A 25,825-nucleotide genomic window follows, 5' to 3' on the forward strand; every position below is an offset into this window, starting at 1 on the left:
GAGCGGCAACACCGACCGGTAACACGACCGGTGACACCGACCGGTGACACCGAGCGACGACGCCCGGACGCGCCCGGCGTGCTGCGCAACCGGGCGCGTCCCCGCAGGTCTGCGCCCGGCGTGCCCCGCATGGCTTGTGCGTGCCTCAGCGCACTTGTGCGACGGGGGCGCGTTTCGTACGTCGCGCGCGGCCGGGCGCGCCCTGCATGGCTTGTGTGTGCCTCAGCGCACTTGTGCGACGGGGGCGCGTTTCGTCGCGCGCGGCCGGGCGCGCCCTGCATGGCTTGTGTGTGCCTCAGCGCACTTGTGCGACGGGGGCGCGTTCCGTACGCCGGGCGCACGGCCGTCGCGTCCCGCATGCCCTGTCCGCCCGTCGCGTCGCGCTCGCCCGTCGCGTCGCGAGTGCCGGCGCGTCGCCCACGCCCGCCGCGTCGCCCACGCCCGGCGCGTCCCACGCGTCCGACTCGCTCACTGTGCGCGCCCTGCCCGGCGAGGGCGTTCTCGGCCGTCGTGGTCGCTCGATCGTAGGAAGCTTGTCGGGGCGGAACGGTTCGCCTGGCGGCGGAGTCCTACCGTCCGGATATGCCCTCGACGTTTGCCTCCTCCGCACCGTTACCTCACGCCGCGTCCGACGGGGCGCCCACCGGGGATGCCTCTCGTACCGTGCCCGCGCAGGGGCCGCCCGTCGAGCGGCCGCCCGCGGAGGGGTCGTCCCCGGAGGGGCCACGTGTTTCGTCCGGGACGGCCGGGCTTCGCGCGGCGTCCGCCCCGGTGCGATACGTCCGGCCGTGCGTCACCGAGTTGCGGCTCGCCGCCTTCGCGGGGCATCGGCGGGCCCGGTTTCCGCTGGGGGCCGTCACGCTGTTCGTCGGTGCCAGCGGGAGCGGCAAGAGCAGTGCGCTGCGGGCGTACGAGGCGTTGGCGCGGCTCGGGGGCGGGGCCCGGCTGGGTGAGGTGTTCGCCGATCCGGTCGCCTGCGTGCCGCAGGGGGCGCGGCCCGACGCCCAGCGCCGCCGGGGGTTCCGCATCGGGTGCACGGCCGACGGACCCGGCGGTCCGGTCCTGCTCGACGTCGCCGTGCAGGCCGAACCCGAGCTGCGCATCGTGGGGGAGCGGCTGAGCGCGGGGGGCGTCGTCCTGCTGGAGACGGCCCTGCGCGATCCCGGGCGCCGCACGGTGCAGGCCGCCTGGCACACCGGCGGCTCCGCGCCGGTGACGCGCGCCCCGCTGCCCGACGACCGGCTCGGCACCGCGCTGCTGCCGCTGCGGGTGGCCGGAAAGACCGACGGACAGCGGCAGGTGCTCGCCGCCGCCGAACAGATGGTGGTCGCCCTGCGGTCCGTCTTCGCCTGCGATCCGCAGCCCGACTGGATGGGCTCCCCGGTCCCCACCGGCTCCGGGCGGCTCCTCTCCGGCTGCGACAACCTCGCCGACGTGCTCTGGCGCACCCGCGAGGAGTGTGCCCGGCGGCACGCGCAACTGGTGGCCGCGCTGTCCGCCGGTTCCGCCGGACGGCCGGTCGTGGACCTGCGCGCCGAACCGCTGGCCGACGGCACGGTCCGCGCGCTGCTCGACCGCGCCGACGGCACCCGCACGGAACTCGCCCGACTGGGATACGGCGAGCTGCGCTACGTCGCCCTCGCACTGGTGCTGCTCACCGGGCCGGGCGTCCTCGACGTGGATCCGGCCGGCGAGGTGCCCGCCGCGATGCAGACCCTCACCCTCCTCGCGGACGGCCTCGACCGGGGTCTCGACGTGCGCCAGCGCGCCGAACTGCTGCGGTTGGCGGTCCGCATGGCCGAGCGCGGGCACATCCGCTGCGTCGGCGCGGTCGGCGACGGGTCCTGGGCCGCCCGGACGGACGGAGTGACGGTGGTACACCTGGGTCCGTGACAGAACAACACCTCGACGTGGCGAAGCTGCAGCGCAGACTGGCCGAGTTCGCGGCCGCGCGGAACTGGCAGCCCTTCCACACCCCCAAGAACCTCGTCGCCGCGCTCAGCGTGGAGGCGTCCGAACTGGTCGAGATCTTCCAGTGGTTGACGCCGGAGGAGTCGGCGCGCGTGATGGACGACCCCGACACCGCGCACCGGGTGACGGACGAGGTCGCCGACGTGCTCGCGTACCTGCTCCAACTGTGCGAAGTGCTCGGGATCGATCCGCTGGCCGCCCTGGACGCGAAGATCGACCGCAACGAGCGCAGGTTCCCGGCGCCGTAACGGCCCGGCGCCCCCCATCGGACGGGAACCATCCATCGGTTCGGCGGCGCGGACGGGAGCCGTTCGATCCGTTTTCACTCTCCGCAGTCACCATGCGAACCGAAATCGATTTGTTGTCCACAGATTTCCGTCTTCCTCTGGCTTTTTGCCCCACAGGCCCTCACTCTGGGTAGTGGACAAGGGTGTTCGGGCGGACGTGCGTGCAGCACGTCGGGACAGACGGGGGCAGCGCATGGACGCGGTGCGGCTCATCCTGACGAGCAGGCGCGTGCTCGCGGGAAGCGGCGGGGGAGCGGAGATCCTGAGGGAGGTGTGGCAGGCGCAGGCCCTTGCGCAGGCGATCGGCAGTCGCCTCGCCGTCTCGGGCCCGCCCGAACTGCGCGGCGAGGCACTGGGACTGACCGAACTGGCGGGCAGAGGCTGCGGTGTGCTGGGCGCGCCGGACCTCGACCCCGGGGACCTGCTGGCCGCCCGCCTCACCGAACTGGACGACGCCCGCCGGACCCTGCTCGACCTGGGCGGCCTGCTCGGCGAGGTCGGCATCGCCCTGGTCGGCCTGGCGAGCTCGGCGGACGACCAGGGCACGTACTGGCAGTGCATGGAGGCCATCGACGCGGCGGACGAGTCCAGGGACCGGGTCCTGGAGATGCTGCGCAAGCTCGCGGCGAGAGAAGAACGGGAGGAGAGAGAGGGCGCCCTGCCGGAGCGGTGAGCCGGGGCAGGTGAGTCGGGACGTGACTGGCGGCGGTGTGCAGCGGGGGTGGGCGGCATAGGGGGCGGCAGAGGGCAGAGGTGGGCCGGGATGCTGGCGGGCTGGGACCAGGCTGTGCTGTGACCGGCGGCGGGCCCGGCCGTAATTCGCTTGCCCTGGCCACGGGCCAACGCTGCACTGTTGCCGGACACCACGAGTCGTGGTGCCGGGTTTTCGAGGGGGCAGCGGCAGCAATGGAGATTCGTTCCACGGCCGATGAGGACCTTGACGTCTTCGTCGACATCGTCCATGCCGCGTTCGGGCGCTTCCCGGAAACCCCGATCGAGGGCGGCGGGCTCTGGTGGTCGGCGCTCGAAATGGACCGCTGCCTGCTCGCCCTGACGGCGGACGGGCGGCCCGTCGGCACCGCCGCCGCGCACTCCTTCGAGCTCACCCTGCCCGGTGAGACGCTCGTCCCGGCCGCCGGGGTGACCGCCGTCGGCGTTCTGCCCTCGCACCGGCGCCAGGGCGTGCTCAGCGCGATGATGCGGCATCAGCTCGCCGAGTTGCGGACACGCGGGGAGTTCCTCTCCGTGCTGCTGGCCTCTGAGGCCCAGATCTACGGCAGGTTCGGCTACGGACCGGCGACCTACACGGCGCGGCTGACGGTGCCGCGCCACCAGGCCGCCCTCGCCGTTCCCCGGGCGCGCGGAGTGGCCGACGCACCAGCGACCGGCTCGGACAACGGCTCGGTCGAGGTGCTGCGGCGTGCCGAGTGCGGCGAGATCCTGGAAGAGGTCTACGACCGGTATCGCCGCGCCCAGCCCGGCGCGCTGTCCCGGCCGCACCGCTGGTGGGCCTTGCGCGCGGGGCAGCCCCCGATCTCGCCGGCGCCGCGCTACGTGGCCGTCCACCGTGACGCCGACGGCGTCCCGGACGGGTACGCCAGCTACTCGATCGACGAGCCCAACACCTTGACGGTCGACGAGACCATCGCCACCGACGACGCCGTCTTCACGGCCCTGGCCCGGTTCGTACTCGGACACGACCTGGTCGCCAAGGTCGTGTTCAAGAATGTCCCGCCCGAGCACCCGCTGCGCTGGCAGCTTGCGGACCGCCGCGCCGGCGAGGTGAGCGGCGACATGGACTGGCTCTGGGTGCGGCTGCTGGACGTCCCGCGTGCGCTGACCGCGCGCGGCTGGTTCATGGACGGCGAGCTCGTCCTCGACGTCGAGGACCCGTTCCTCGGCGAGCACGGCCGCTACCTGTTGACCGTCCGGGACAGCAAGGCCGACTGCGTCCCGACGAACCGGGAGCCCGACCTGTCCCTGGACGTGAGCGACCTGGGCTCGGTCTACCTCGGCGGCACCGCCCCCAGCACGCTCGTGCGTGCCGGACACATCCGGGCCCACCGCCCAGGCGCGGCCACCCTCGCTGACGCCCTCTTCCGCGCCGAGCGCTCCCCGCACTGCCTGCACTGGTTCTGACCGCGCGTTCGCCGGCCCAGGTCCTCCATCTGCTGCGACAACCCCTTCGGCTGGGCCGCGGCGGCGCCCCCGCCCTGCTGCGGCACGGTCTCTTCGGACATGACGGCCTGCTCGGCCCGGCCCGGCCCGCCCTGAGGAGGGCCTGTGCGGGTGACGTCCCGGCGCCGACCAGCCGGGCGCGGGCGCCGGGCGGTCCGGCCCCGTCCGCCCACGCCGATGATCACCGCGGAGGCGGGTCACTGGCCGGGGCAACCCCCCACGCACGGCACGGGCGTCATTCACCCGACCGGGGAGGGGCGAGGCTCGGGGGACCGGTGGGATTGACGGGATTGCCGGCGTGCAGGATTGAGGCATGGATCTTCGTATCTTCACCGAGCCCCAGCAGGGCGCGACCTACGACACCCTCCTCACCGTGGCGAAGGCCACCGAGGACCTCGGATTCGATGCCTTCTTCCGGTCGGACCACTATCTGAAGATGGGTGAGGTGAGCGGCCTCCCGGGCCCCACGGACGCCTGGATCACCCTCGCCGGCCTCGCCCGCGAGACCAAGCGCATACGCCTCGGCACGCTGATGACCGCCGGCACCTTCCGGCTGCCCGGCGTCCTCGCCATCCAGGTCGCGCAGGTGGACCAGATGTCCGGCGGTCGCGTCGAACTGGGCTTGGGCGCGGGCTGGTTCGAGGAGGAGCACACGGCGTACGGCATCCCCTTCCCGAAGGAGAAGATCGACCGCCTGGAGGAGCAGCTGGAGATCGTCACGGGTCTGTGGGCCACGGAGCTCGGCAAGACCTTCGACTTCCACGGCACGTACTACGACCTCACCGACTCGCCTGCGCTGCCCAAGCCCGCGCAGGCGAAGATCCCGGTGCTGATCGGCGGCACGGGCGCGACGCGCACCCCGCGCCTGGCCGCCCGGTTCGCCGACGAGTTCAACATGCCGTTCGGCACGATCGAGGACGCCGAGCGGCAGTTCGGCCGGGTGCGGGCCGCCGCGGAGGAGATCGGCCGCGACGCCGACGCGATCACGCTCTCCAACGCCCTCGTCGTCTGCGTCGGCAAGGACGACCAGGAGCTCGCCCGGCGCGCCGCGGCGATCGGCCGTGAGGTCGACGAGCTCAAGACCAACGGGCTGGCCGGTTCCCCGGCCGAGGTCGTCGACAAGATCGGCCGCTACATCGAGGCCGGTTCCCGGAGGATCTACCTCCAGGTCCTCGACCTGCACGACCTGGACCACCTGGAGCTGATCTCCACCCAGGTGCAGGCGCAGCTGTCGTAGGCGAAGGCGGCGGTGTCATCTGTGACACGGCTGTGACCGGAGGTGTGGCTTCCGTCACAGTCGGCCGGGCGTGGCACTGATGAGGTGGCCGGATGCGCAGACCAACCCCCCTTCTCCCGGCCGCCGTCGCCGCCGCACTGCTTCTCACGGCGTGCGGATCGGAACGCGCCGGGACGCGGGACGGCGGTGTCGGCGCGGGCGGTTCGACGCCGCGGACCCAGGTCACCCAGCCCGCGGTGGACGGGGTCCGGATCACCTCGGTGACCATTCCGTCCGCCTCGGCCGCTGCCTCCGGTCCCTCCACCCCGTCCGACGGCATCGTCAGGGCCGACCCTCTCCCCACCGGCTCCACCGGCTCCACCGGCTCCACCGGCTCCACCGGCTCCACCGACTCCGGCATCTCGGCCGCCTACGAGGTCACCAACTCCGGTACCCAGGCGCTGACATACACCGTCCTCTTCGACTTCACGACGAGCGCGGGCGAGGTCATGAGCAACCAGCACGTCACCGTGCGCTCGGTGGGGGCGGGCCGGACGGTGCGGGGGACCGTCCGACTGGGGGTGCTCGCGCCAGGAGCGTCCCGGGTGACGACGGTCGAGGTCGGCGAGGTGACCAAGGTCCCCGCGGCCGAGGCACCGGCCGCGGCGGGCGTCTGCCCGCCCTCGGGGATCCGGCTCACGTCCGACGAGGGCGACTCCGCCATGGGGCTGCGGGTCGTCGGACTCCACCTGGAGAACTGCGGACAGAAGGACTACACCCTCAACGGCTATCCGGAACTGACCCTCCTGGACGAGGGCCACGAGCCGGTCGACGGAATCAAGATCCTCCACGGCGGCGACAGCATCTCCACCGGAACCGGTTACGACGACCCGCCCGGCCCCCTCACCCTGAAACCCGGTGAAACCGCTGTCTCCGGCCTGATCTGGCGCAACACCACCGGCGCCGGGACCGCCGTGAACGTCCCCTACGTCCGCGTCCGCGCGAAGTCCGGCGCCGCCCCCGTGACGGTGACCCCGCACCTCGACCTCGGGACCACCGGAGAACTGGGTGTCGGTGCGTGGAAACGGGCCGAACAGTAGCGCGGGAAAATGCCGCGTGCTCCTCACCCGTTCTCTGTACGTTGGAGAGGCGCGCGAGCGCACGACCAGCGCTTTCGCTCCTTCCGAACCCTTTCGAGGCAACCCACCGTGTTCCTGACGATCAGCACCACCGGCACCCCCGAGCGCCCCGCCACCGACCTGGGCTTCCTGCTGCACAAGCATCCGGACAAATCGCAGGCGTTCTCCACCTCCTACGGCAAGGCCCACGTCCTCTATCCCGAGGCCGAGGCCGAGCGCTGCACGGCGGCGCTGCTGCTGGAGGTGGACGCCGTGGCGCTCGTGAGGCGCGGCAAGGGCAAGGGCCGCGGCGGCGCTCCCGACGCGGCCCTCGCCCAGTACGTCAACGACCGCCCGTACGCGGCCTCCTCGCTGCTCGCGGTCGCGCTGAGCGGCGTGTTCTCCAGCGCCATGCGCGGTGTGTGCGCGGCACGGCCCGAACTCCCCGCACAGCCACGGCCGTTGCGCGTCGAGGTGCCCGCGCTGCCGGCCCGCGGCGGACCCGACCTCGTCCGCGGTCTCTTCGAGCCGCTCGGCTGGACGGTCGGCGCCGAACCGGTGGCCCTCGACCCGCAGTTCCCGGACTGGGGCGACTCCCGGTACGTGAGCCTCGTCCTGGAATCGGAGACGCTCACCCTCGCCGAGGCCCTGCGCCACCTGTACGTCCTGCTGCCCGTCCTCGACGACGCCAAGCACTACTGGGTCTCCCCCGACGAGGTCGACAAGCTGCTGCGCGCCGGTGAGGGCTGGCTGCCCGGCCACCCCCAGCAGAAACTGATCACAAGCCGTTACCTGTCCCGTCGCTGGTCACTGACCCGGCAGGCGATGGAACGGCTGGAGCTGGTCCGGCTCGCCGAGGCCGACGACAGCGGGGTCGAGGAGATCGACAACGCCGTCGAGGCGGAGGCCGAGGCGGAGGAGCGCCCGACCCCGCTGGCCGTGCTGCGCCGTGAGCGAATCGTCACGGCGCTGACGGCGTCCGGGGCCGCCCGGGTCCTCGACCTCGGCTGCGGCCAGGGCCAGTTGGTGCAGGCGCTGCTGAAGGACCCGCGTTTCACCGAGATCGTCGGCGTCGACGTGTCGATGCGGGCGCTCACCATCGCCTCCCGCCGTCTGAAGCTGGACCGCATGGGGGAGCGGCAGGCCTCGCGCGTCCGGCTCTTCCAGGGCTCGCTCGCCTACACCGACACCCGCCTCAAGGGCTACGACGCCGCCGTGCTCAGCGAGGTGATCGAACACCTCGACCTGCCGAGGCTGCCCGCCCTGGAGTACGCGGTGTTCGGCTCGGCCCGCCCGCGGACCGTCCTCGTGACGACCCCGAACGTCGAGTACAACGTCCGCTGGGAGACCCTCCCGGCCGGCCATGTCCGACACGGCGACCACCGCTTCGAGTGGACCCGCGAGGAGTTCCGCACCTGGGCGGCCACGGTCGCCGAACGGCACGGCTACGACGTCGGGTTCGTGCCCGTGGGCACGGACGACCCGGAGGTCGGCCCGCCCACCCAGATGGCCGTTTTCGAACTGAGCACGGCCGGCACCGAGAACGTGAACGAGAAGGAGGCGAAGGCAGCATGACCGAGACGCAGGTTTCCACGAAACAGGGCCGTGTGCTGCCCGTCACCGACCTTTCCCTCGTCGTGCTGATCGGCGCGTCCGGGTCCGGCAAGTCCACCTTCGCCCGCCGCAACTTCAAGCCCACCGAGGTCATCTCCTCCGACTTCTGCCGTGGCCTGGTCTGTGACGACGAGAACGACCAGAGCGCGACACGCGACGCCTTCGACGTCCTGCACTACATCGCGGGCAAGCGGCTCGCGGCCGGCCGCCGCACGGTGGTCGACGCGACCAGCGTGCAGCAGGACGCCCGCCGTCAGCTGATCGACCTGGCCAAGCAGTACGACGTGCTGCCCATCGCCATCGTGCTGGACGTCCCGGAAGAGGTGTGCGCCGAACGCAACGCGGCCCGCGTCGACCGCGCCGACATGCCCCGCCGGGTCATCCAGCGCCACACCCGCGAACTCCGCCGCTCCCTGCGCCACTTGGAGCGGGAGGGCTTCCGCAAGGTGCACGTCCTGCGGGGCGTCGAGGAGGTCGAGAACGCCTCGATCGTCACCGAGAAGCGCTTCAACGACCTGACCCACCTCACCGGCCCGTTCGACATCATCGGCGACATTCACGGCTGCGCAGCAGAACTGGAGTCGCTGCTGGGCAAGTTGGGCTACACCGGCGGCGTCCACCCGGACGGACGTCAGGCCGTCTTCGTCGGCGACCTGGTCGACCGGGGCCCGGACAGCCCGGGCGTCCTGCGCCGCGTCATGTCGATGGTCAAGTCGGGCAACGCCCTGTGCGTCCCCGGCAACCACGAGAACAAGTACGGCCGTTACCTGAAGGGCCGCAAGGTCCAGCACACCCACGGCCTCGCCGAGACCATCGAGCAGATGGAGCCGGAGAGCGACGAATTCCGCGCCGAGGTACGGGAGTTCATCGACGGACTGGTCAGCCACTACGTCCTCGACGGCGGCAGGCTCGTGGTCTGCCACGCGGGTCTGCCGGAGAAGTACCACGGCCGCAACTCCGGACGGGTCCGCTCGCACGCCCTGTACGGCGACACCACCGGCGAGACCGACGAGTTCGGCCTGCCGGTGCGCTACCCGTGGGCGGAGGACTACCGGGGCCGGGCGGCCGTCGTCTACGGCCACACGCCCGTCCCGGAGGCCACCTGGCTGAACAACACCATCTGCCTGGACACCGGCGCCGTCTTCGGCGGCAAGCTGACCGCCCTGCGCTGGCCGGAGCGCGAGCTGGTCGACGTACCGGCGCAGCAGGTCTGGTACGAGCCGGCGAAGCCGCTGAGGTCAAATGCGCCGGGCGGACACGACGGCCGCCCGCTGGACCTGGCGGACGTCAACGGCCGACGCATCGTCGAAACCCGTTACGACGGCCACAGCCGTGTCTCGATCCGTGAGGAGAACGCGGCCGCCGCCCTGGAGGTGATGAGCCGCTTCGCCGTCGACCCGCGCCTGCTGCCCTACCTCCCGCCGACGATGGCCCCGACGGCCACGTCGCACATCGAGGGCTACCTGGAGCACCCGGCGGAGGCGTTCGCGCAGTACGCGCGGGACGGCGTCGCCCGGGTCGTGTGCGAGGAGAAGCACATGGGCTCCAGGGCGGTGGCCCTGGTGTGCCGCGACGCGGAAACAGCACGTAAGCGTTTCGGAGTGGACGGCCCCACCGGGTCCCTCTACACCCGCACGGGCCGCCCGTTCTTCGACGACGGCACGGTGACGGAGGAGATCCTCGGCCGCGTGCGCACAGCGGTGGACGAGGCGGGCCTCTGGTCGGAGCTGGACACCGACTGGCTCCTGCTGGACGCCGAACTGATGCCGTGGTCGCTGAAGGCCACCGGCCTCCTCCGCTCGCAGTACGCGGCCGTGGGCGCCGCGTCCGGCGCCGTCTTCCCGGGTGCCCTGGCCGCCCTGGAAGGCGCGGCGGCGAGGGGCGTCGACGTCACGGACCTCCTCTCCCGCCAGCGTGAACGCGCCTCGGACGCGGCCGCGTTCACAGAGGCGTACCGCCGCTACTGCTGGACGACGGACGGTCTGGACGGCGTACGCCTGGCCCCCTTCCAGATCCTCGCGGTCCAGGGCCGCAGCCTCGCGGCCCTGCCCCACGACGAACAACTGTCGCTCCTCGACCGCCTGGTGGAACACGACACCACGGGCCTGCTCCGGACGACCCGGCGCCTGTACGTCGACACGGCCGACCCCGAGTCGGTCCGGGCCGGCGTCGACTGGTGGCTGGAGATGACCGGCAGGGGCGGCGAGGGCATGGTCGTCAAGCCGCTCGGCGCGCTGGCCCGCGACGAGGACGGCCGCCTGGTCCAGCCCGGCATCAAGTGCCGGGGCCGCGAGTACCTCCGGATCATCTACGGCCCGGACTACACCCGCCCCGACAACCTCACCCGTCTGCGCGGCCGCTTCCTCAACCACAAACGGTCGCTGGCGATCCGCGAGTACGTGCTCGGCCTGGAGTCCCTGGACCGGCTGGCCGAGGGCGAACCCCTGTGGCGCGTCCACGAGGCGGTGTTCGGGGTACTGGCCCTGGAGTCGGAGCCGGTGGACCCGCGGTTGTGAGCGGGGCGGCGGGGTTCGACGCGGCGGGGGAGGAGCTGTGCCGCGCCGCCTTCGTCCGGCTGGACGGCGGGCTGCGGGTGCTCGCCGCCCGGGCCGGGCTGTCCGACGGCGGAGTGCCGCAGGTGGGCGGAGGACCTGTTGTCCTGACCCGTGGGCGGCACGCGGTTCAACCGACCAGCCGCAGTGCCGTCCCCGCCCTACCCACCCGCACCCGCTGCCCCCATGTCAGCTCCACCGCGTCGCTCTCGATCCCGTCCCCGAAGGCGATGAGGCGTTCCGACTCGACGGTGAGGGTCAGCCGGCCGCCGGCCGCGAGCTCTCCCGCGACCAGCGACGTGCCGGTCGCGGGGGACGGCCAGGCCTCCCGTACGAACCACACCAGGCGGTCCTCCGTCGGGCCCGGCAGCCGCGGGGCGCCGTCACCCCCGCCGCCCCGTTCCTGCCACACCGACCGGATCCAGCCGGTCGCCCCCGTGCCCGTGCCCACCAGCACCCCGGAGGAGGCCTGGGCCTCGACGGCACCCCCGTCGTCGTCGAGGCCAAGGCGGTAGCGGGCGGTCTGGTGGCCTGCGGCGCCCAGGTAGATCTCGTTGAGGGCCAGCAGCCGCTGCGTGTCGTCGGCGACCGCCTCGACCATGGTCAGCTCGGCCGTGCCGGTGCCCGCCGCGAGCACGGAGGGCAGGAGCATCCGCGCGTCCCCCGGACGGTGGCGGACCAGGACGCCCGGATTGCGGCCGGGGTCCGTGTCGATGCCCACCACCGGCTGCCCGGCGAGGTACTTGGCGACGTTCGCCACCAGACCGTCCTGCCCGACCACGACCACCACGTCCTCGGGCGCGAAGAGAAAGCGGTCCAAGTCGGTTCGCTCGAGCTTTGTTTGACGCCATGTCAGGGGGATCGCCGCGGTCACCTCCGCCAGCGCCCGCCTCGTGCGGCGGTGGCGCTCGGCGACCTCCTCGATGTCCCGGCCCCGCGAGGAGAGGAAGAAGGCGGCCTGGCCGTGCGTGCCGTGCCGGGCCACCAACTCCTCGTACTCCGTGGTGCGGTGGACCAGCACGGCCCGCGGGGCGAGACTCACTCCCGTTCCCCGGCGCCGAGCCTCGACAGGAGCCCGGTCAGGACGTCCGGCGAGATCGTCACGCTGTCGATGTGCGGCAGGTTCTCCGCGAGCCGCGTCCCGGTGAGGGCGTGCAGGGTCGCCACGTCGACGTCCGCGTGCACCCGCAGCCAGGCCGCCTGCGCCTGGGCCCGCGCCTCGCCGACCTCGCGCGACGCCTCCGCCTCGGCGCGGGCCAGCCGCACCGAGCGGGCCGCTTCCGCCTCCGCGAGGCGGACCGTGCGTGACGCCTCCGCCTGGGTCAGCCGCTCCGAACGCTGCGCCTCGGCGTCCGCCAACCGCACCTGTTTCGCGGCCTCGGCCTCCGCCAGCTTCACCGACCGCGCGGCCTCTGCCTCCGCGAGCCGCACGGTCCGTGTCGCCTCCGCCTGAGCCCGTACCTTGTCCGCCGCCGCGTTCTCCTCCGCCTCCCGACGGGCGTTCGTGCCACGCTGCTCGACCAACTGCTCCTCGCGACGGGCCAGTTCGATCCTGCTGGCCAGTTCGTTCTCGGCGATCGTCCGCTCCCGCTCGACGGCAACCGCCCGCCGCTCGTACGTCGCACGGTCGGCCTCCTGCTGGATCAGCTCGCGCGCCGGGGTCCGCAGCGCCCGCTCCACCTCCGGCTCCGGACGCAGCGCGACGACCCGGACGGCCACGATCTCGATGCCCGTGGCCAGCAGCCGCGGCTCCGCCGCCAACCCCGCCGCGACCCGCTCCCGCACCGCCGTCACACCGTCCACCAGCGCCGACGACAGCGACGTGCGCGCGAGGACGTCCAGCGCGTGCTGCTGCGCCGTCTCCGTCAGCAGCGTGCCGAGCTGCTCCAGTGGCGCGCTGCGCCACACCCCGGTGTCCGGGTCGACGGAGAAGTCGAGGCGGGCGGCGGCCACGGCCGGATCGCTGATCCGGTAGGTCACCGTCGCCTGCACCGCGACGTCCTGGAAGTCGACCGTACGGGCGTGGAAGGTCATGGCCAACTCGCGGTCGTCGACCGGCACTTCGGAGAGTGCGGCGCTCAGCGACCGGAACCAGAAGCTGAGCCCCGGTCCGTCGTGCGCCAGCTTGCCCGAGCGGTGGTGGCGGACGTGTGCCGTGGGGGCGCCGCGCAGATGACGCCAGCCCAGCCGCCGGGTGATGTCGGCCATGAGTGATCCCCCTCGCAATTGTCGTCACTACGACGATAATCCGACGATAGTCGCGAGGCGGGTTGTCGTCAAGGGGACGAAAACCGAGCGGATGTGAAAGCGGATACGGAAACGGTCGGACAGCGGGTGAAGGCGGTCCCCGATGGTCAGGATGGAGGCATGGGATTCCATGTCGACTCCGAGGCCGGGCGGCTGCGCCGCGTCATCCTGCACCGGCCGGATCTCGAGCTCAAAAGGCTCACCCCCAGCAACAAGGACGCGCTGCTCTTCGACGACGTGCTGTGGGTGCGCCGGGCGCGCGCCGAGCACGACGGGTTCGCCGACGTGCTGCGCGACCGCGGTGTCGCCGTCCACCTCTTCGGCGATCTGCTCACCGAGGCCCTGGGGCTCCCCGTGGCCAGAGCGCTCGTCCTGGACCGCGTCTTCGACGAGAAGGAGTACGGGGTGCTCGCCACCGACCACCTCCGCGCCGCCTTCGAGACCCTCCCCGCCCCGGAACTGGCGGAGGCCCTCGTCGGCGGCATGACCAAGCGGGAGTTTCTGGAAGCGCATCCCGAACCGACTTCCGTGCGCTTCCATGTCATGGACCTCGACGACTTCCTCCTCGACCCCCTTCCCAACCACCTCTTCACCCGCGACACCTCCGCCTGGATCTACGACGGCGTCGCCATCAACGCCATGCGCTGGCCGGCCCGGCAGCGCGAGACCGTCCACTTCGAGGCGATCTACCGGCACCACCCCCTCTTCCGTGGCGAAACGTTCCACGTCTGGTCCGAGGGGCAGTCCGACTATCCGTCCACCATCGAGGGCGGCGACGTCCTCGTCATCGGCAACGGTGCCGTGCTGATCGGCATGAGCGAGCGCACCACCCCGCAGGCCGTCGAGATGCTCGCCCACAAGCTGTTCGCCGCGGGCTCGGCCGAGACCATCGTGGCCCTCGACATGCCGAAACGGCGCGCTTTCATGCACCTCGACACCGTGATGACGATGGTCGACGCCGACATCTTCACCCAGTACGCGGGCCTCGGCATGCTCCGCTCGTACACCATCGAACCGGGCGTCGGCGAGAAGGAGTTGAAGGTCACCGACCATCCGCCGGAGCACATGCACCGCGCGATCGCCGCAGCCCTCGGCCTCAGCGAGATCCGCGTGCTCACCGCCACCCAGGACGTCCACGCGGCCGAACGGGAGCAGTGGGACGACGGCTGCAACGTCCTCGCCGTGGAACCGGGTGTCGTCATCGCCTACGAGCGCAATGTCACCACCAACACCCACCTGCGCAAACAGGGCATCGAAGTGATCGAGATCCCGGGCAGCGAACTGGGTCGAGGGAGGGGCGGGCCGCGCTGCATGAGCTGTCCGGTCGAACGGGCGGCCGTGTAGAAGCCGAAGCCGTACGGCAGTCGAACGGGTGACCGTAGTAACTGTATAGAAATGCTAATCTTCGTATAGACTTCCACGGCCCTGTTCTCGTACCTCTGGAGCGCCCCCATGGCGACTGTCCCGACCGCCCTCGCCGGCCGCCACTTCCTCAAGGAACTGGACTTCACGGCGCAGGAGTTCCGCGGCCTGATCGAGCTGGCCGCCGACCTGAAGGCCGCCAAGAAGGCCGGGACCGAGCCGCAGCACCTGCGCGGGAAGAACATCGCGCTGATCTTCGAGAAGACCTCGACGCGCACCCGCTGCGCGTTCGAGGTCGCCGCCGCCGACCAGGGCGCCTCCACCACGTACCTCGACCCCTCGGGCTCGCAGATCGGCCACAAGGAGTCCGTGAAGGACACCGCCCGCGTCCTGGGCCGGATGTACGACGGCATCGAGTACCGCGGCGACAGCCAGCAGAAGGTCGAGGAGCTCGCCGCCCATGCGGGCGTGCCCGTCTACAACGGCCTCACCGACGACTGGCACCCCACCCAGATGCTCGCCGACGTACTCACCATGACCGAGCACAGCGACAAGCCGCTGAACCGGATCGCGTTCGCCTACCTCGGTGACGCCCGCTTCAACATGGGCAACTCCTACCTGGTCACCGGGGCGCTGCTCGGTATGGACGTCCGCGTCGTCGCGCCCAAGGCGTACTGGCCCGGTGACGAGGTCGTCGCCCGGGCCCGCGAGCTGGCCGAGGACTCCGGCGCCACGATCATGCTCACCGAGGACGTCACCGAAGGCGTGGCCGGCGCCGACTTCGTCGCCACCGACGTGTGGGTCTCCATGGGCGAGCCCAAGGAGGTCTGGGACGAGCGGATCACCGCCCTCGCCCCGTACGCCGTGACCATGGACGTCCTGCGCGCCACCGGCAACCCCGACGTCAGGTTCCTGCACTGCCTGCCCGCCTTCCACGACCTGGGCACGAAGGTCGGCCAGGACATATACGACAGCCACGGCCTCGACTCCCTGGAGGTCACCGACGAGGTCTTCGAGTCCGAGCACTCGGTCGTCTTCGACGAGGCGGAGAACCGTCTGCACACCATCAAGGCCGTACTCGTGGCAACCCTGGCCTGACCTGGGCCTCATGCCGCCCGGCGGCCCGGAGCCACCCATCCCGGGCCCGCCGCGCGACGCAACCCCCGTCACACCCCGCACCACCGGAAACGCCGTCGCGAGCCCCACCTGGCCCGCACCATCCGCGTCCCGCTCTTCCCCTGCTGCCCCTGCTCGGCATCGGCTTCCGCCGCTACCTGATGTACGAGACCGGCCCCACGGCCTGGCTCCGGTTCGAGCTGTTCCTCGCGGCCGGACTCGTGCTGTACGTCTTCTCCGGGCGCCGCGACTCCCGGTTGGCGGGTGTCACGCCCGGTCGGGCCGGGCCGGCCGACGTCACGCCGGACGCGGACGCCACTGCGGCGGAACCGCGGCCAGCCTGAACCACACGGCCTTGCCCTGCTCCGTGGGCCGGTGCCCGCAGGACGAGCTGAGGGCGCGGATCAGCAGCAGCCCGCGTCCGTGCTCCTGCCAGGGGTCGGGCTCCTCGCCGCAGGGGCGCGTGAGGTCGCCGGGCGGCACCGGGTCGGGGTCGTGCACCTCGACCCGGCAGCCGGTCGGCCGCAGCTCCACCACCAGCTCGATCGGGGCGTCCCCGCTGGTGTGCTCCACCGCGTTCGCCACCAGCTCGGCGGTGAGCAGCTCCGCGGTGTCGCTGTCCGCCCCGTGCTTCAGCTCGGCCAGCGCCGTACGGACCAGTGCACGGGCCACCGGCACGGCCGCGGCGGAATGCGGCAGTGCGATACGCCAGGAGGAGGCGGCGTCGGAGGGGCGTTCGTGCAAGGTGAGTCCGTTCATGGCGCAGGTTCCCGTGATCGACATCAGGCGGTCCTGCTTTCAACTTTATGAATGGTACGGCGGCCTCCGGCAGAGGCGCTCAGTGGGCGCCGTACGGGACCCTCGGCCCCGCTACCCGGCGGCTTACCCGGGTCAACGGTCCCCCTCGCGCACCTGATCCCGTTGTTACCGCCTTATCGACGACCGGTGACGTGTGTGACGGGAACATGCTGTGCGGTGACACGGCGATTCTGCCCGAACGGCCTATCGCGCACTCGTGACGACAGTCACGAGAGGGTGATAACTTCGAAGGTGACTGTCGAGGAGGCCGCCCTCATGAGTCCCTTCACCGGCTCCGCCGCCCGCACCTCCGACTGGCACCACCTGCGTGTCGAGCTCACCGACGGCATCGCCACCGTCACCCTGGCCCGTCCCGAGAAACTCAACGCCCTCACCTTCGGCGCCTACGCCGACCTGCGCGACCTGCTCGCCGAACTGTCCCGGGAACGGTCGGTCCGCGCCCTGGTCCTGGCCGGCGGGGGAAACGGTTTCTGTTCCGGCGGAGACGTCGACGAGATCATCGGCGCCACCCTCGGCATGGACACCGGCCGGCTCCTCGACTTCAACCGGATGACCGGCCAGGTCGTGCGGGCCGTACGGGAGTGCCCGTTCCCGGTGATCGCGGCCCTGCACGGAGTCGCGGCGGGCGCCGGCGCGGTCCTCGCCCTGGCCGCGGACTTCCGGATCGCCGACCCCAGCGCCCGCTTCGCGTTCCTCTTCACCCGCGTCGGTCTCTCCGGCGGCGACATGGGCGCCGCCTACCTCCTGCCCCGCGTCGTCGGCCTCGGCCACGCCACCCGCCTGCTCATGCTCGGCGAACCGGTCCGCGCCCCCGAAGCCGAGCGGATCGGCCTGATCAGCGAACTGACGGAGGAGGGGCGAGCCGACGAGGCCGCACAGACCCTGGCCCGCCGCCTGGCCGACGGCCCCGCGCTGGCGTACGCCCAGACGAAGGCCCTGCTGACGGCCGAGCTGGACATGCCCCTGGCGGCGGCGGTGGAACTGGACGCCGCGACCCAGGCCCTCTTGATGAACGGCGAGGACTACGCCGAGTTCCACGCGGCTTTCACGGAGAAGCGCCCACCGAAGTGGCGGGGCCGATGATGCCAACCTCAGGGATGCCGGCCCAAGGGGCGCGGGACAGTGCCGACCCGCGGCTCCGCGGCGGGTCGCGACCGGCCACACACGCCCCGCGGCCGCAGGCGACGACGAGCCACCCCCGGCGCATCGCGATCATCGGCGGAGGCCCCGGCGGCCTCTACGCCGCGGCGTTGCTGAAACGCCTCGACCCCGCCCGCGAGATAACCCTCTGGGAACGCAACGCTCCCGACGACACCTTCGGCTTCGGAGTGGTCCTCTCCGACGAAACCCTGGGCGGCATCGAACACGCCGACCCGCAGGTCTACGCGGCCCTCCAGCAGGACTTCGTCCGCTGGGACGACATCGACATCGTGCACCGAGGCACCCGCCACACCGCCGGAGGCCACGGTTTCGCCGCCCTCGGCCGCCGCAGGCTCCTGGAGACCCTGCACGAACGCTGCCGTTCCCTCGGCGTCGACCTGCGTTTCCGCACGGAGGCGCCGTACCCCGCATGGCTGGCGGAGGAGTACGACCTCGTCATCGCCGCCGACGGTGTGCACAGCACCACCCGTGAGGCCTACGCCCCCGTGTTCCGGCCCCAGGTGACCGGCCACCACTGCCGCTACATCTGGCTCGCCGCGGACTTCGCCTTCGACGCCTTCCGCTTCGAGATCGCCGAGACCGAGCACGGCGTGATGCAACTGCACGGTTACCCCTACACGGGTGACGCCTCCACCGTGATCGTAGAGATGCGCGAGGAAGTCTGGCGAGCAACCGGTTTCGACGAACTCGACGAGCACCAGTCGGTCGAGCGCTGCGCCAAGATCTTCGCGGACGCGCTGGGCGGACGCCCCCTGAAGTCCAACAACTCCACCTGGACCACGTTCCGCACGGTGGTCAACGAGCGCTGGTCGCACGGCAACCTCGTCCTGCTGGGCGACGCCGCCCACACCGCCCACTTCTCCATCGGCTCCGGCACCAAACTCGCCGTCGAGGACGCCCTGGCGCTGGCGGCCTGTCTGGAGGAACACCCCGATCTCCCCACGGCGTTGACCGCCTACGAGGAGGAGCGCAAGCCCGTCGTCGCCTCCACCCAGCGGGCCGCCCGCGCCAGCCTGGAGTGGTTCGAGAACCTCGGCCTCTACCTCGACCAGCAGCCCCGCAGGTTCGCCTTCAACCTCCTCACCCGCAGCCGCCGCGTCACCCACGACAACCTGCGGCTGCGCGACCCCCACTTCACCGACGCCGTGGAGCGGGAGTTCGGCTGTCCGCCCGGGACGCCCCCGATGTTCACCCCGTTCCGGCTGCGCGGACTGACCCTGCGCAACCGGGTCGTCGTCTCGCCCATGGACATGTACTCCGCGGTGGACGGCCTCCCCGGCGACCTCCACCTCGTCCATCTGGGCGCCCGCGCCCTCGGCGGGGCCGGGCTGGTGATGACCGAGATGGTGTGCGTGTCCCCGCAGGGGCGCATCACGCCCGGCTGCACCGGCCTCTACACCGGCCGGCAGGCCGACGCCTGGCGGCGGATCACCGACTTCGTGCACACGCGGGCGCCGGGCACCGCCATCGGCGTCCAGCTCGGCCACTCCGGACGCAAGGGCTCCACGAAGCTGATGTGGGAGGGCATGGACGAACCGCTGCCCGACGGCAACTGGCCACTCGTGGCCGCCTCCCCGCTGCCCTACAGGCCGGACAGCCAGACGCCCCGTGAGCTCGGCCGAGCCCAACTGACCGACCTGCGCGAACAGTTCGCCTCCGCCGCCTGTCGGGCCGCCCGCTCGGGCTTCGACCTGCTCGAACTGCACTGCGCTCACGGCTACTTGCTGTCCGGCTTCCTCTCCCCGCTGACCAACCACCGCACGGACGCCTACGGAGGCTCCCTCGCCAAGCGGCTGCGCTTCCCGCTGGAGGTCTTCGACGCGGTCCGCGCGCTCTGGCCGGCGGAACGCCCGATGACGGTGCGCATATCCGCCACCGACTGGGCCGAGGGCGGCACTTCGGCCGACGACGCCGTCGAGATCGCCCGAGCCTTCGCCGCGCACGGTGCGGACGCGATCGACGTGTCGACCGGACAGGTGGTGGCCGAGGAACGGCCCGAGTTCGGACGCTCGTACCAGACGCCGTTCGCCGACCGGATCCGGCACGAGGCGGGCGTCCCGGTGATCGCGGTCGGCGCGATCTCCTCCTGGGACGACGTCAACTCCCTGATCCTGGCGGGCCGTACGGACCTCTGCGCCCTCGCCCGGCCCCACCTCTACGACCCCAACTGGACTCTGCACGCGGCCGCCGAACAGGGCTACACCGGACCGGGCGCCGACTGGCCCGCGCCCTACCGCGCGGGCAGCCGACCCCCGCGCGCCGGACGCACCGACGGGCCCAAACCCCGCCTGACGCTCACGAGTTGAGGTCGCCCGGGTTCCCGGAGGCCTCGGGGGCTCCCACCCCGGCGAACTCCGCTCCCGCGTCCCGCAGCCGCTCGTGCAGCCCCTGGAACACCGCCGCCGAGCGGGTCCCCGGCCAGTCCGGCGGCAGCAGACGGGCGGGCAGGCCGGGGTCGGCGTACGGCAGGTGGCGCCAGGAGTCCAGGGCCAGGAGGTAGTCGTGGTAGGCCGCTTCTGGCGGGGTGTCCGGCCGCTGCCGCCAGGCGTCCAGCACGCGCGCGTGCCGGTCGAGGAACGTCTCGTGCTCCTTGGCGATGGCCGCCAGGTCCCACCAGCGGGCGACGGCCTCGATGGTCGGCGCGAAGCCGAGATGCTCGCCGCGGAAGAGGTCGACATACGGGTCGAGGCGCAGCCGCCGGAGGGTGTGCCGGGTCTCGTCGTGCAGCCGCGCCGGCGCGATCCACACCCCCGGGGCCGCCGTGCCGAAGCCCAGACCCGCGAGCCGCGACCGCAGCACGTGCCGCTTCTGCCGCTCCGACTCCGGCACGGAGAACACCGCCAGCACCCAGCCCTCGTCCGCGGGGGGCGCCGTGGCGTAGATGCGCCGGTCGCCGTCGTCGAGCAACTGCCGTGCCTCGTCGGAGAGTTCGTACCCGGCCGCACCCTGCGCCGTACGGGCCGGAAGCAGCAGTCCGCGCCGCTTCAGCCGGGACACCGAGGAGCGTACGGAGGGCGCGTCGACGCCGACCGCGGCGAGCAGCCGGATCAGCTCGGCGACGGGCACCGGGCCCGGTGCGAAGCGGCCGTACGCGCCGTAGAGCGTGACGATGAGAGACCGGGGTGCGGGCTGGTCGGACACGTTGATCATCTTAGGTCTTCGGTATCACTGCTGGTCACCATCGGTGTCACCACCGGTGTCGTCACCGGTGTGGGCTTCTCCGGCACCTTCGGTGCGCAGTCTGAATCTCTGCAGTTTCCCGGTCGCGGTGCGCGGCAGCGCGTCCAGGAAGACGAACTCGCGCGGGCACTTGTACGGTGCCAGCTCCTGTTTCAGGAAGCCGCGCAGCGCCTCCGTGTCACACCGGGCGCCCTCCCGCAGGACGGCGTACGCGACCACCACCTGCCCCCGGCGCTCGTCGGGCCGTCCCACGACCGCCGCCTCGACCACGTCCGGGTGGCGCAGCAGCGCCTCCTCGACCTCGGGTCCCGCGATGTTGTACCCGGCCGAGATGATCATGTCGTCGGCGCGGGCGACGTACCGGAAGTAGCCGTCGGCCTCGCGGACGTAGGTGTCGCCGGTGACGTTCCATCCGTCGCGCACGTACTGCCGTTGCCGGGGGTCGGCGAGGTAGCGGCAGCCGACCGGGCCGCGCACGGCCAGCAGTCCGGGCTCGCCGTCGGGCACGGGCGCGCCGCCCGCGTCCTGCACGCGCGCGTGCCAGCCCGGCACGGGGACGCCGGTCGTGCCGGGCCGGATGTGCTCGTCGGCGGCGGAGATGAAGATGTGCAGCAGTTCGGTGGCGCCGATGCCGTTGATCAGCCGCAACCCCGTCCGCTCGTGCCAGTTCCGCCAGGTGGCCGCGGGCAGGTTCTCGCCGGCGGACACGCAGCGCCGCAACGACGAGACGTCGTGCGCGTCGAGTTCGTCGAGCATCGCGCGGTAGGCGGTGGGCGCCGTGAACAGCACGGTCACCCGGTGTTCGGCGATCGCCGGCAACAGGTGCCGGGGGCTTGCCTGTTCCACCAACAGCGCACTTGCGCCGATCCGCAGCGGGAAGACGACCAGCCCGCCGAGACCGAAGGTGAAGCCGAGCGGGGGACTGCCGGCGAAGACATCGTCGGGAAGCGGTTTCAGCACATGGCGCGAGAAGGTGTCGGCGATCGCCAGCACGTCCCGGTGGAAGTGCAGACAGCCCTTCGGCCGGCCGGTGGTGCCGGAGGTGAACGCGATCAGCGCAACATCGTCGGAAGCGGTTTCGACGGCCCGGTACGGCTCGGTCGGCGCCGGCCGGTTCAGCAGGTCGTCGGGGGTGTCACCGCCGTAGGTCGCGATTCGCAGCCCGGGTATCTCCGCCTTGGCGAGGTCGTCGACGGCCCTGACGTCGCACAGCGCGTGCCCCACCCGCGCGATCTCGCACATGGTGCGCAACTCGTGCGGCCGCTGCTGGGCCAGGACGGTGACCGCGATCGCGCCCGCCTTGAGCACCGCCAGCCAGCACGCCGCGAGCCACGGCGTGGTGGGCCCGCGCAGCAGTACGCGGTTTCCCGGGACGACTCCGAGGTCGCCGGTGAGCAGATGCGCGATCCGGTCGACGCGGGCGCGTAGCTCGCCGTACGTCCAGGACGGCCCGGAGGGGGTGTGGAACGCGGGCCGCTCGGGGGCGGCGTGGTCGAGCAGCTCGGCGGCGCAGTTCACCCGATCGGGGTAGTTCAGCTCGGGCAGCTCGAAGCGGAGGTCGGGCCAGTGGCCGGGCGGCGGGAGGTGGTCGCGGGCGAAGGTGTCGACATGGGCCGAGACGTTCATGGGCGTTCGCCCCCCTTGCCTGGATGGACTGTCTGTCCGGCTGGGCTGCCCGGGCGGGCGTCGTCTTGGGCTCGCACATCGAGCGTATCGCGTTGGTGACGACAGTCAACGGTACGCGATACCGTTGGTTGTGGTCGGAGGAGACACCAACGGCCGAGCCCGCAGGTGGGGCACGGACCCGGGCCCGATTAGGCAGGGGCTACGCCGGTCCGGCACGGCATGCCCGGGCAGGACGGGTACGGCGTGGCCGGGCAGGTCAGGTACGGCAGAGGGGACAGGTGATGTCCGCATTCTCGCTCGAACCGGCACGGATTGCGTGGTGCGCCGAGCTGCGCACCCTGGCTGCCGACCGGCTGCGCCCACTCGCCGAGAAGGGCGAGCCGGGCCACGTCAACCGCCCGCTCGTCGCCGAACTCGGCCGACTCGGTCTGCTCTCCCGCCTGTTCACCTCCGGCGCCGTCGACCTCTGCCTGATGCGCGAGTCCCTCGCGTACGCCTGCACGGAGGCGGAGACCGCGCTCGCGCTGCAAGGACTCGGCGCGCATCCGGTCCACGCCCACGGCACCCCCGACCAACGGGAGCGCTGGCTTCCCCGTGTCGCCGACGGCAGTGCGGTGGCCGCGTTCGCCCTGAGCGAGCCGGGAGCGGGCTCGGACGCGGCGGCGTTGTCCCTGGCCGCCGAGCGGGACGGGGCGAGCGGCTGGCGGCTCACCGGCGAGAAGCGCTGGATCTCCAACGCGCCCGAGGCCGACTTCTACACGGTCTTCGCCCGCACGACACCCGGGGCCGGCGCGCGCGGCGTAACCGCTTTCCTCGTTACCGCCGACCGCCCCGGCCTCACCGGCTCCGCCCTCGACATGCTCTCCCCGCACCCCATCGGCGCCCTCCGTTTCGACGCCGTCCCGGTCACGGCGGACGACATGCTCGGCGAGCCCGACCGCGGCTTCCGGGTCGCCATGGGCACCCTCAACCTGTTCCGCCCCAGCGTCGGCGCCTTCGCCGTCGGCATGGCACAGGCCGCTCTCGACGCCACTCTCTCCCACACAGCCCAACGGGACGCGTTCGGCGGCAAGTTGATGGACCTTCAGACCGTTGCCCACCAGGTCGCGGAGATGGCGCTGCGCACGGAGGCGGCCCGCCTGATGGTCCACGCTGCGGCGACGGCGTACGACGACGCGGCCCCGGACGTCCCCAAGCGCGCCGCGATGGCCAAGCTGCTCGCCACCGAGACCGCGCAGTACGTCGTCGACGCGGCCGTCCAACTCCACGGCGCGCGGGCGCTGCATCGCGGTCATCTGCTCGAGCACCTCTACCGGGAGGTGCGCGCGCCGCGGATCTACGAGGGAGCCAGCGAGGTCCAACGCGGGATCATCGCCCGGGAGTTGTATGCCGAACACGCCGAACAGGGCGGACGTGCCGAACAGGGCGGACATGCCGAACAGGGCGGACATGCCGAACACGACGAACGTGCAGAGCAGGCGCGGCACCTCGAAAACGTCGAAAACGTCGAAAACGCCGGACACGCAGACCTGGAGGCCAGGTGACCGTCGAGCGCGTCAATCCGCCCGGGCTCTCCCCGCCCACCGGCTTCTCCCACGCCGTGGTCGCAGTCGGCGGCCGGATGGTCTTCCTGGCCGGACAGACCGCGCTCGACGCCGACGGGAAGGTCGTGGGGGAGTCGTTGCCGGAACAGTTCGCGCGAGCGCTCGCGAATCTGCTGGCCGCGCTGACGGCGACGGGCGGGACGGCGTCGGACCTGGCCCGCGTCACGGTCTACGTCACGGACGTCGCCGCGTATCGCGAGTGCGCTCCAGAACTGGGCCGCATCTGGCGGGAGTTGGCGGGCGGTGACTACCCGGCGATGGCGGTCGTCGGGATCGTACGACTCTGGGACGAGCAGGCGCTCGTAGAACTGGACGGATTCGCGGTACTGCACCAGTGACCGGGGCCGGTGACCGCGATCGGTGACCGCGGTCAGGGCCGGACCGGGCCGGTGATCAGGGTCAGGCGGCGACGGCCACCCGCTCTGCGGTCATGGTCAGGCTCACCCGGTGCGGGTCCACGACCCGACCGTCGGGCAGCAGTTCGCCGGAGTCGTCGAAGACGATCGTGCCGTCGCACAGCAGGTTCCAGCCCTGCTCGGGATGGGCGGCGACGACGTGCACGGGGTGGGCGTCGGCAGAAGCGCAGGGAAACTGGTGGGAACACATTGCGCACCTCCACGTCGGTGGGGTCGGCCGTCCGGTCGGCCCGCATGGGTAGACCATGCGCCCGGCCCCGAGCCGTCGCCAGAGGGTGCCCGAAAGCGTGACAGCACCAGGACAACTCCAGGACCGTTCGTCGACGGCCGGTGCGGACTCGCCACCGAAGGAGTGACGATCGCCGCCGCGGGCGTGTCCGCCAGGTACCAGTGGAGTCCCCCACAACAGGAGGTTCTCCATGTCGTTGCGCTCTGCTCGGTCCGCGGTCGCCGGTGCCGCCCTGATTCTGCTGGCCGCTCCGGCGGCCACCGCCACCGCCACCGCCGATCCGTCGGAGTCCGTCACCGTCGATCCGGTCGGCCGTATCGCCGCCGACGGCACCGTCACCCTCTCGGGCACCTATCGCTGCGTCGGCAACACGGGCCCCGTCTTCGTCAGCTCCTCCGTCGGTCGGAAGTCGGGCGACGTCCGGTACGGCATCGGCGGCACCCGTGCCGTGTGCGACGGGGTCGAGCACACCTGGAAGAACACCGGCAGGGTCACCCCGGACGACCTCGACCACGGCGCGGCCCACGTCGATGCCACGCTGATGGAACTCCGCCGCGCGGGCGGCCTGCCGCTGCCCCGCTTCCACGCGGCACAGGAGCGGAACATCACCCTCACGCAGGGCTGAGCGGTCGCACTCCGCGGGGCGGTGACCGGCCGCCCCGTCGGCGAGCGGTCAGCGAGGAGCCGGCGGAGGCGGGGGAGACGGAGCCGGAGCACGCGGGGGCCTGGCGTTCCGGGAGGCCAAGGTCTGCCCCAGGAGCCGGCCGAGTTCGTCGTCCTCGCCCGGAAAGGGATCACTGACGCCTTCCGTCGGTACGCTGTCGTCATTCAGGCGATCCCCGTCCGTCAGGCCCTCGCCGCTCGCCTCGCCGCCCCGGTCGTTCTCCACTCCGTCTTGCCGGAACCCGTGCCGGAACCCGTGCCGGAACCCGTGCCGGAATCCGTGCCGGAACCCGTGCCGGAATCCGTGCCGGAACCCGTGCCGGAATCCGTGCCGGAACCCGTGCCGGTCGTCACGAGCGTCGGCTCGGCCGCCCTGCCGCCCGGTGTGCTGAGCCGCTGCCACGCCTTGGCCTGGTGTCGCCACGTCGTGAACGCCGGCCGCCACGGGTTGGCACTGGTCACGATC

Annotated in this window: 23 protein-coding genes; 16 read left to right on the plus strand and 7 right to left on the minus strand. The window is 72.0% G+C overall.

The features are described 5' to 3' along the window. Positions 1-771 precede the first annotated feature (771 nt). From OG289_RS37160 to OG289_RS37195, 8 genes are all read left to right on the plus strand, one after another. Positions 772-1,893: an ATP-binding protein gene (locus tag OG289_RS37160; RefSeq protein WP_442819009.1), complete on the plus strand. Its 1,122-nt coding sequence runs from the start codon at positions 772-774 to the stop codon at positions 1,891-1,893. Beyond that, positions 1,890-2,219 (plus strand): nucleotide pyrophosphohydrolase, encoded by a 330-nt coding sequence (locus OG289_RS37165; protein WP_319343301.1) that lies wholly within the window; start codon positions 1,890-1,892, stop codon positions 2,217-2,219. The genes OG289_RS37160 and OG289_RS37165 overlap by 4 nt, the downstream gene beginning before the upstream one ends. A 232-nt stretch (positions 2,220-2,451) precedes the next feature. Further along, on the plus strand, positions 2,452-2,931 hold the full coding sequence (locus tag OG289_RS37170) for a DUF6099 family protein (protein WP_327320917.1): 480 nt from the start codon (positions 2,452-2,454) through the stop codon (positions 2,929-2,931). Positions 2,932-3,164: 233 nt separating this feature from the next. Beyond that, entirely contained in the window at positions 3,165-4,397 is a 1,233-nt protein-coding gene (locus tag OG289_RS37175; protein ID WP_327318405.1) for a GNAT family N-acetyltransferase, read from the plus strand. A 352-nt stretch (positions 4,398-4,749) separates the two neighbouring features. Beyond that, positions 4,750-5,673, plus strand: a complete 924-nt coding sequence (locus tag OG289_RS37180; RefSeq protein ID WP_327318406.1) for an LLM class F420-dependent oxidoreductase — start codon at positions 4,750-4,752, stop codon at positions 5,671-5,673. Positions 5,674-5,765: 92 nt separating this feature from the next. Continuing rightward, positions 5,766-6,752 carry a DUF4232 domain-containing protein gene (locus tag OG289_RS37185; RefSeq protein ID WP_327318407.1) on the plus strand — a complete coding sequence of 329 codons (987 nt, stop codon included), beginning with the start codon at positions 5,766-5,768 and terminating at the stop codon, positions 6,750-6,752. A 108-nt stretch (positions 6,753-6,860) separates the two neighbouring features. Then, positions 6,861-8,345, plus strand: coding sequence for a 3' terminal RNA ribose 2'-O-methyltransferase Hen1 (locus tag OG289_RS37190; protein ID WP_327318408.1), 1,485 nt, complete (start codon positions 6,861-6,863; stop codon positions 8,343-8,345). Further along, a complete protein-coding gene (locus tag OG289_RS37195; protein WP_327318409.1) occupies positions 8,342-10,900 on the plus strand; it encodes a polynucleotide kinase-phosphatase in 2,559 nt (852 codons plus the stop codon). Before OG289_RS37190 ends, OG289_RS37195 begins: the two co-directional genes overlap by 4 nt. 166 nt (positions 10,901-11,066) lie before the next feature. On the opposite strand, the gene OG289_RS37200 is transcribed toward OG289_RS37195, so the two are convergent. After that, entirely contained in the window at positions 11,067-11,978 is a 912-nt protein-coding gene (locus tag OG289_RS37200) for a hypothetical protein (protein ID WP_327318410.1), read from the minus strand. Continuing rightward, complete coding sequence (locus OG289_RS37205; RefSeq protein ID WP_327318411.1) at positions 11,975-13,144, minus strand: SPFH domain-containing protein; 1,170 nt, start codon at positions 13,142-13,144, stop codon at positions 11,975-11,977. Before OG289_RS37205 ends, OG289_RS37200 begins: the two co-directional genes overlap by 4 nt. A 159-nt stretch (positions 13,145-13,303) precedes the next feature. Between OG289_RS37205 and OG289_RS37210 the strand changes: the two genes are divergently transcribed. The 3 genes from OG289_RS37210 (at position 13,304) to OG289_RS37220 (ending at position 16,005) form a co-directional block, all read left to right on the plus strand. Continuing rightward, positions 13,304-14,527, plus strand: coding sequence for an arginine deiminase (locus OG289_RS37210; RefSeq protein ID WP_327318412.1), 1,224 nt, complete (start codon positions 13,304-13,306; stop codon positions 14,525-14,527). Between the two features lie 108 nt (positions 14,528-14,635). Next, positions 14,636-15,643, plus strand: a complete 1,008-nt coding sequence (argF, locus tag OG289_RS37215; protein ID WP_327318413.1) for an ornithine carbamoyltransferase — start codon at positions 14,636-14,638, stop codon at positions 15,641-15,643. Positions 15,644-15,822: 179 nt separating this feature from the next. Next, entirely contained in the window at positions 15,823-16,005 is a 183-nt protein-coding gene (locus OG289_RS37220) for a hypothetical protein (protein WP_442819010.1), read from the plus strand. On the opposite strand, the gene OG289_RS37225 is transcribed toward OG289_RS37220, so the two are convergent. After that, positions 15,959-16,420, minus strand: coding sequence for an ATP-binding protein (locus OG289_RS37225; protein ID WP_327320918.1), 462 nt, complete (start codon positions 16,418-16,420; stop codon positions 15,959-15,961). The genes OG289_RS37220 and OG289_RS37225 overlap by 47 nt on opposite strands. A gap of 315 nt (positions 16,421-16,735) precedes the next feature. Here OG289_RS37225 and OG289_RS37230 point away from each other — a divergent pair, with 315 nt between their 5' ends. Both OG289_RS37230 and OG289_RS37235 read left to right on the plus strand, forming a co-directional pair. Then, positions 16,736-17,563 carry an enoyl-CoA hydratase family protein gene (locus tag OG289_RS37230; RefSeq protein WP_327318414.1) on the plus strand — a complete coding sequence of 276 codons (828 nt, stop codon included), beginning with the start codon at positions 16,736-16,738 and terminating at the stop codon, positions 17,561-17,563. Then, complete coding sequence (locus tag OG289_RS37235) at positions 17,560-19,947, plus strand: bifunctional salicylyl-CoA 5-hydroxylase/oxidoreductase (protein ID WP_327318415.1); 2,388 nt, start codon at positions 17,560-17,562, stop codon at positions 19,945-19,947. Before OG289_RS37230 ends, OG289_RS37235 begins: the two co-directional genes overlap by 4 nt. Here the strand turns inward: OG289_RS37235 and OG289_RS37240 are convergent. Together OG289_RS37240 and OG289_RS37245 are read right to left on the minus strand one after the other, a co-directional pair. Next, positions 19,937-20,791, minus strand: a complete 855-nt coding sequence (locus OG289_RS37240) for a PaaX family transcriptional regulator (RefSeq protein WP_327318416.1) — start codon at positions 20,789-20,791, stop codon at positions 19,937-19,939. The genes OG289_RS37235 and OG289_RS37240 overlap by 11 nt on opposite strands. Before the next feature lie 15 nt (positions 20,792-20,806). After that, positions 20,807-22,447 carry an AMP-binding protein gene (locus OG289_RS37245; protein WP_327318417.1) on the minus strand — a complete coding sequence of 547 codons (1,641 nt, stop codon included), beginning with the start codon at positions 22,445-22,447 and terminating at the stop codon, positions 20,807-20,809. Positions 22,448-22,728: 281 nt separating this feature from the next. Here OG289_RS37245 and OG289_RS37250 point away from each other — a divergent pair, with 281 nt between their 5' ends. Beyond that, positions 22,729-23,991: an acyl-CoA dehydrogenase family protein gene (locus OG289_RS37250; protein WP_327318418.1), complete on the plus strand. Its 1,263-nt coding sequence runs from the start codon at positions 22,729-22,731 to the stop codon at positions 23,989-23,991. After that, positions 23,988-24,389, plus strand: a complete 402-nt coding sequence (locus OG289_RS37255) for a RidA family protein (protein ID WP_327318419.1) — start codon at positions 23,988-23,990, stop codon at positions 24,387-24,389. Before OG289_RS37250 ends, OG289_RS37255 begins: the two co-directional genes overlap by 4 nt. 61 nt (positions 24,390-24,450) lie before the next feature. Here the strand turns inward: OG289_RS37255 and OG289_RS37260 are convergent, their stop codons facing one another. Next, a complete protein-coding gene (locus tag OG289_RS37260; protein ID WP_327318420.1) occupies positions 24,451-24,657 on the minus strand; it encodes a DUF5999 family protein in 207 nt (68 codons plus the stop codon). 229 nt (positions 24,658-24,886) lie between these two features. On the opposite strand from OG289_RS37260, the gene OG289_RS37265 reads away from it, so the two are divergent. Further along, the gene (locus OG289_RS37265; RefSeq protein WP_327318421.1) at positions 24,887-25,321 is read left to right on the plus strand and encodes a DUF6299 family protein; all 435 of its coding nucleotides are present in this window, start codon (positions 24,887-24,889) and stop codon (positions 25,319-25,321) included. Between the two features lie 221 nt (positions 25,322-25,542). Here the strand turns inward: OG289_RS37265 and OG289_RS37270 are convergent, their stop codons facing one another. Continuing rightward, positions 25,543-25,821, minus strand: coding sequence for a hypothetical protein (locus OG289_RS37270; protein WP_327318422.1), 279 nt, complete (start codon positions 25,819-25,821; stop codon positions 25,543-25,545). Positions 25,822-25,825: the final 4 nt, after the last annotated feature.

This window comes from Streptomyces sp. NBC_01235 (genome assembly GCF_035989285.1).
Classification (GTDB): Bacteria; Actinomycetota; Actinomycetes; order Streptomycetales; family Streptomycetaceae; genus Streptomyces.

Bases quoted from the DNA above. Each gene is read 5' to 3' on its own strand.
- OG289_RS37180 (WP_327318406.1), top strand. From the start codon at position 4,750: ATGGATCTTCGTATCTTCACCGAGCCCCAGCAGGGCGCGACCTACGAC.
- OG289_RS37230 (WP_327318414.1), top strand. From the start codon at position 16,736: ATGAGTCCCTTCACCGGCTCCGCCGCCCGCACCTCCGACTGGCACCAC.
- OG289_RS37250 (WP_327318418.1), top strand. From the start codon at position 22,729: ATGTCCGCATTCTCGCTCGAACCGGCACGGATTGCGTGGTGCGCCGAG.
- OG289_RS37260 (WP_327318420.1), bottom strand. From the start codon at position 24,657: ATGTGTTCCCACCAGTTTCCCTGCGCTTCTGCCGACGCCCACCCCGTG.
- OG289_RS37265 (WP_327318421.1), top strand. From the start codon at position 24,887: ATGTCGTTGCGCTCTGCTCGGTCCGCGGTCGCCGGTGCCGCCCTGATT.
- OG289_RS37235 (WP_327318415.1), top strand. From the start codon at position 17,560: ATGATGCCAACCTCAGGGATGCCGGCCCAAGGGGCGCGGGACAGTGCC.
- OG289_RS37245 (WP_327318417.1), bottom strand. From the start codon at position 22,447: ATGAACGTCTCGGCCCATGTCGACACCTTCGCCCGCGACCACCTCCCG.
- OG289_RS37220 (WP_442819010.1), top strand. From the start codon at position 15,823: ATGTACGAGACCGGCCCCACGGCCTGGCTCCGGTTCGAGCTGTTCCTC.
- OG289_RS37170 (WP_327320917.1), top strand. From the start codon at position 2,452: ATGGACGCGGTGCGGCTCATCCTGACGAGCAGGCGCGTGCTCGCGGGA.
- OG289_RS37225 (WP_327320918.1), bottom strand. From the start codon at position 16,420: ATGAACGGACTCACCTTGCACGAACGCCCCTCCGACGCCGCCTCCTCC.
- OG289_RS37195 (WP_327318409.1), top strand. From the start codon at position 8,342: ATGACCGAGACGCAGGTTTCCACGAAACAGGGCCGTGTGCTGCCCGTC.
- OG289_RS37240 (WP_327318416.1), bottom strand. From the start codon at position 20,791: ATGATCAACGTGTCCGACCAGCCCGCACCCCGGTCTCTCATCGTCACG.
- OG289_RS37185 (WP_327318407.1), top strand. From the start codon at position 5,766: ATGCGCAGACCAACCCCCCTTCTCCCGGCCGCCGTCGCCGCCGCACTG.
- OG289_RS37175 (WP_327318405.1), top strand. From the start codon at position 3,165: ATGGAGATTCGTTCCACGGCCGATGAGGACCTTGACGTCTTCGTCGAC.
- OG289_RS37210 (WP_327318412.1), top strand. From the start codon at position 13,304: ATGGGATTCCATGTCGACTCCGAGGCCGGGCGGCTGCGCCGCGTCATC.
- OG289_RS37205 (WP_327318411.1), bottom strand. From the start codon at position 13,144: ATGGCCGACATCACCCGGCGGCTGGGCTGGCGTCATCTGCGCGGCGCC.
- argF (WP_327318413.1), top strand. From the start codon at position 14,636: ATGGCGACTGTCCCGACCGCCCTCGCCGGCCGCCACTTCCTCAAGGAA.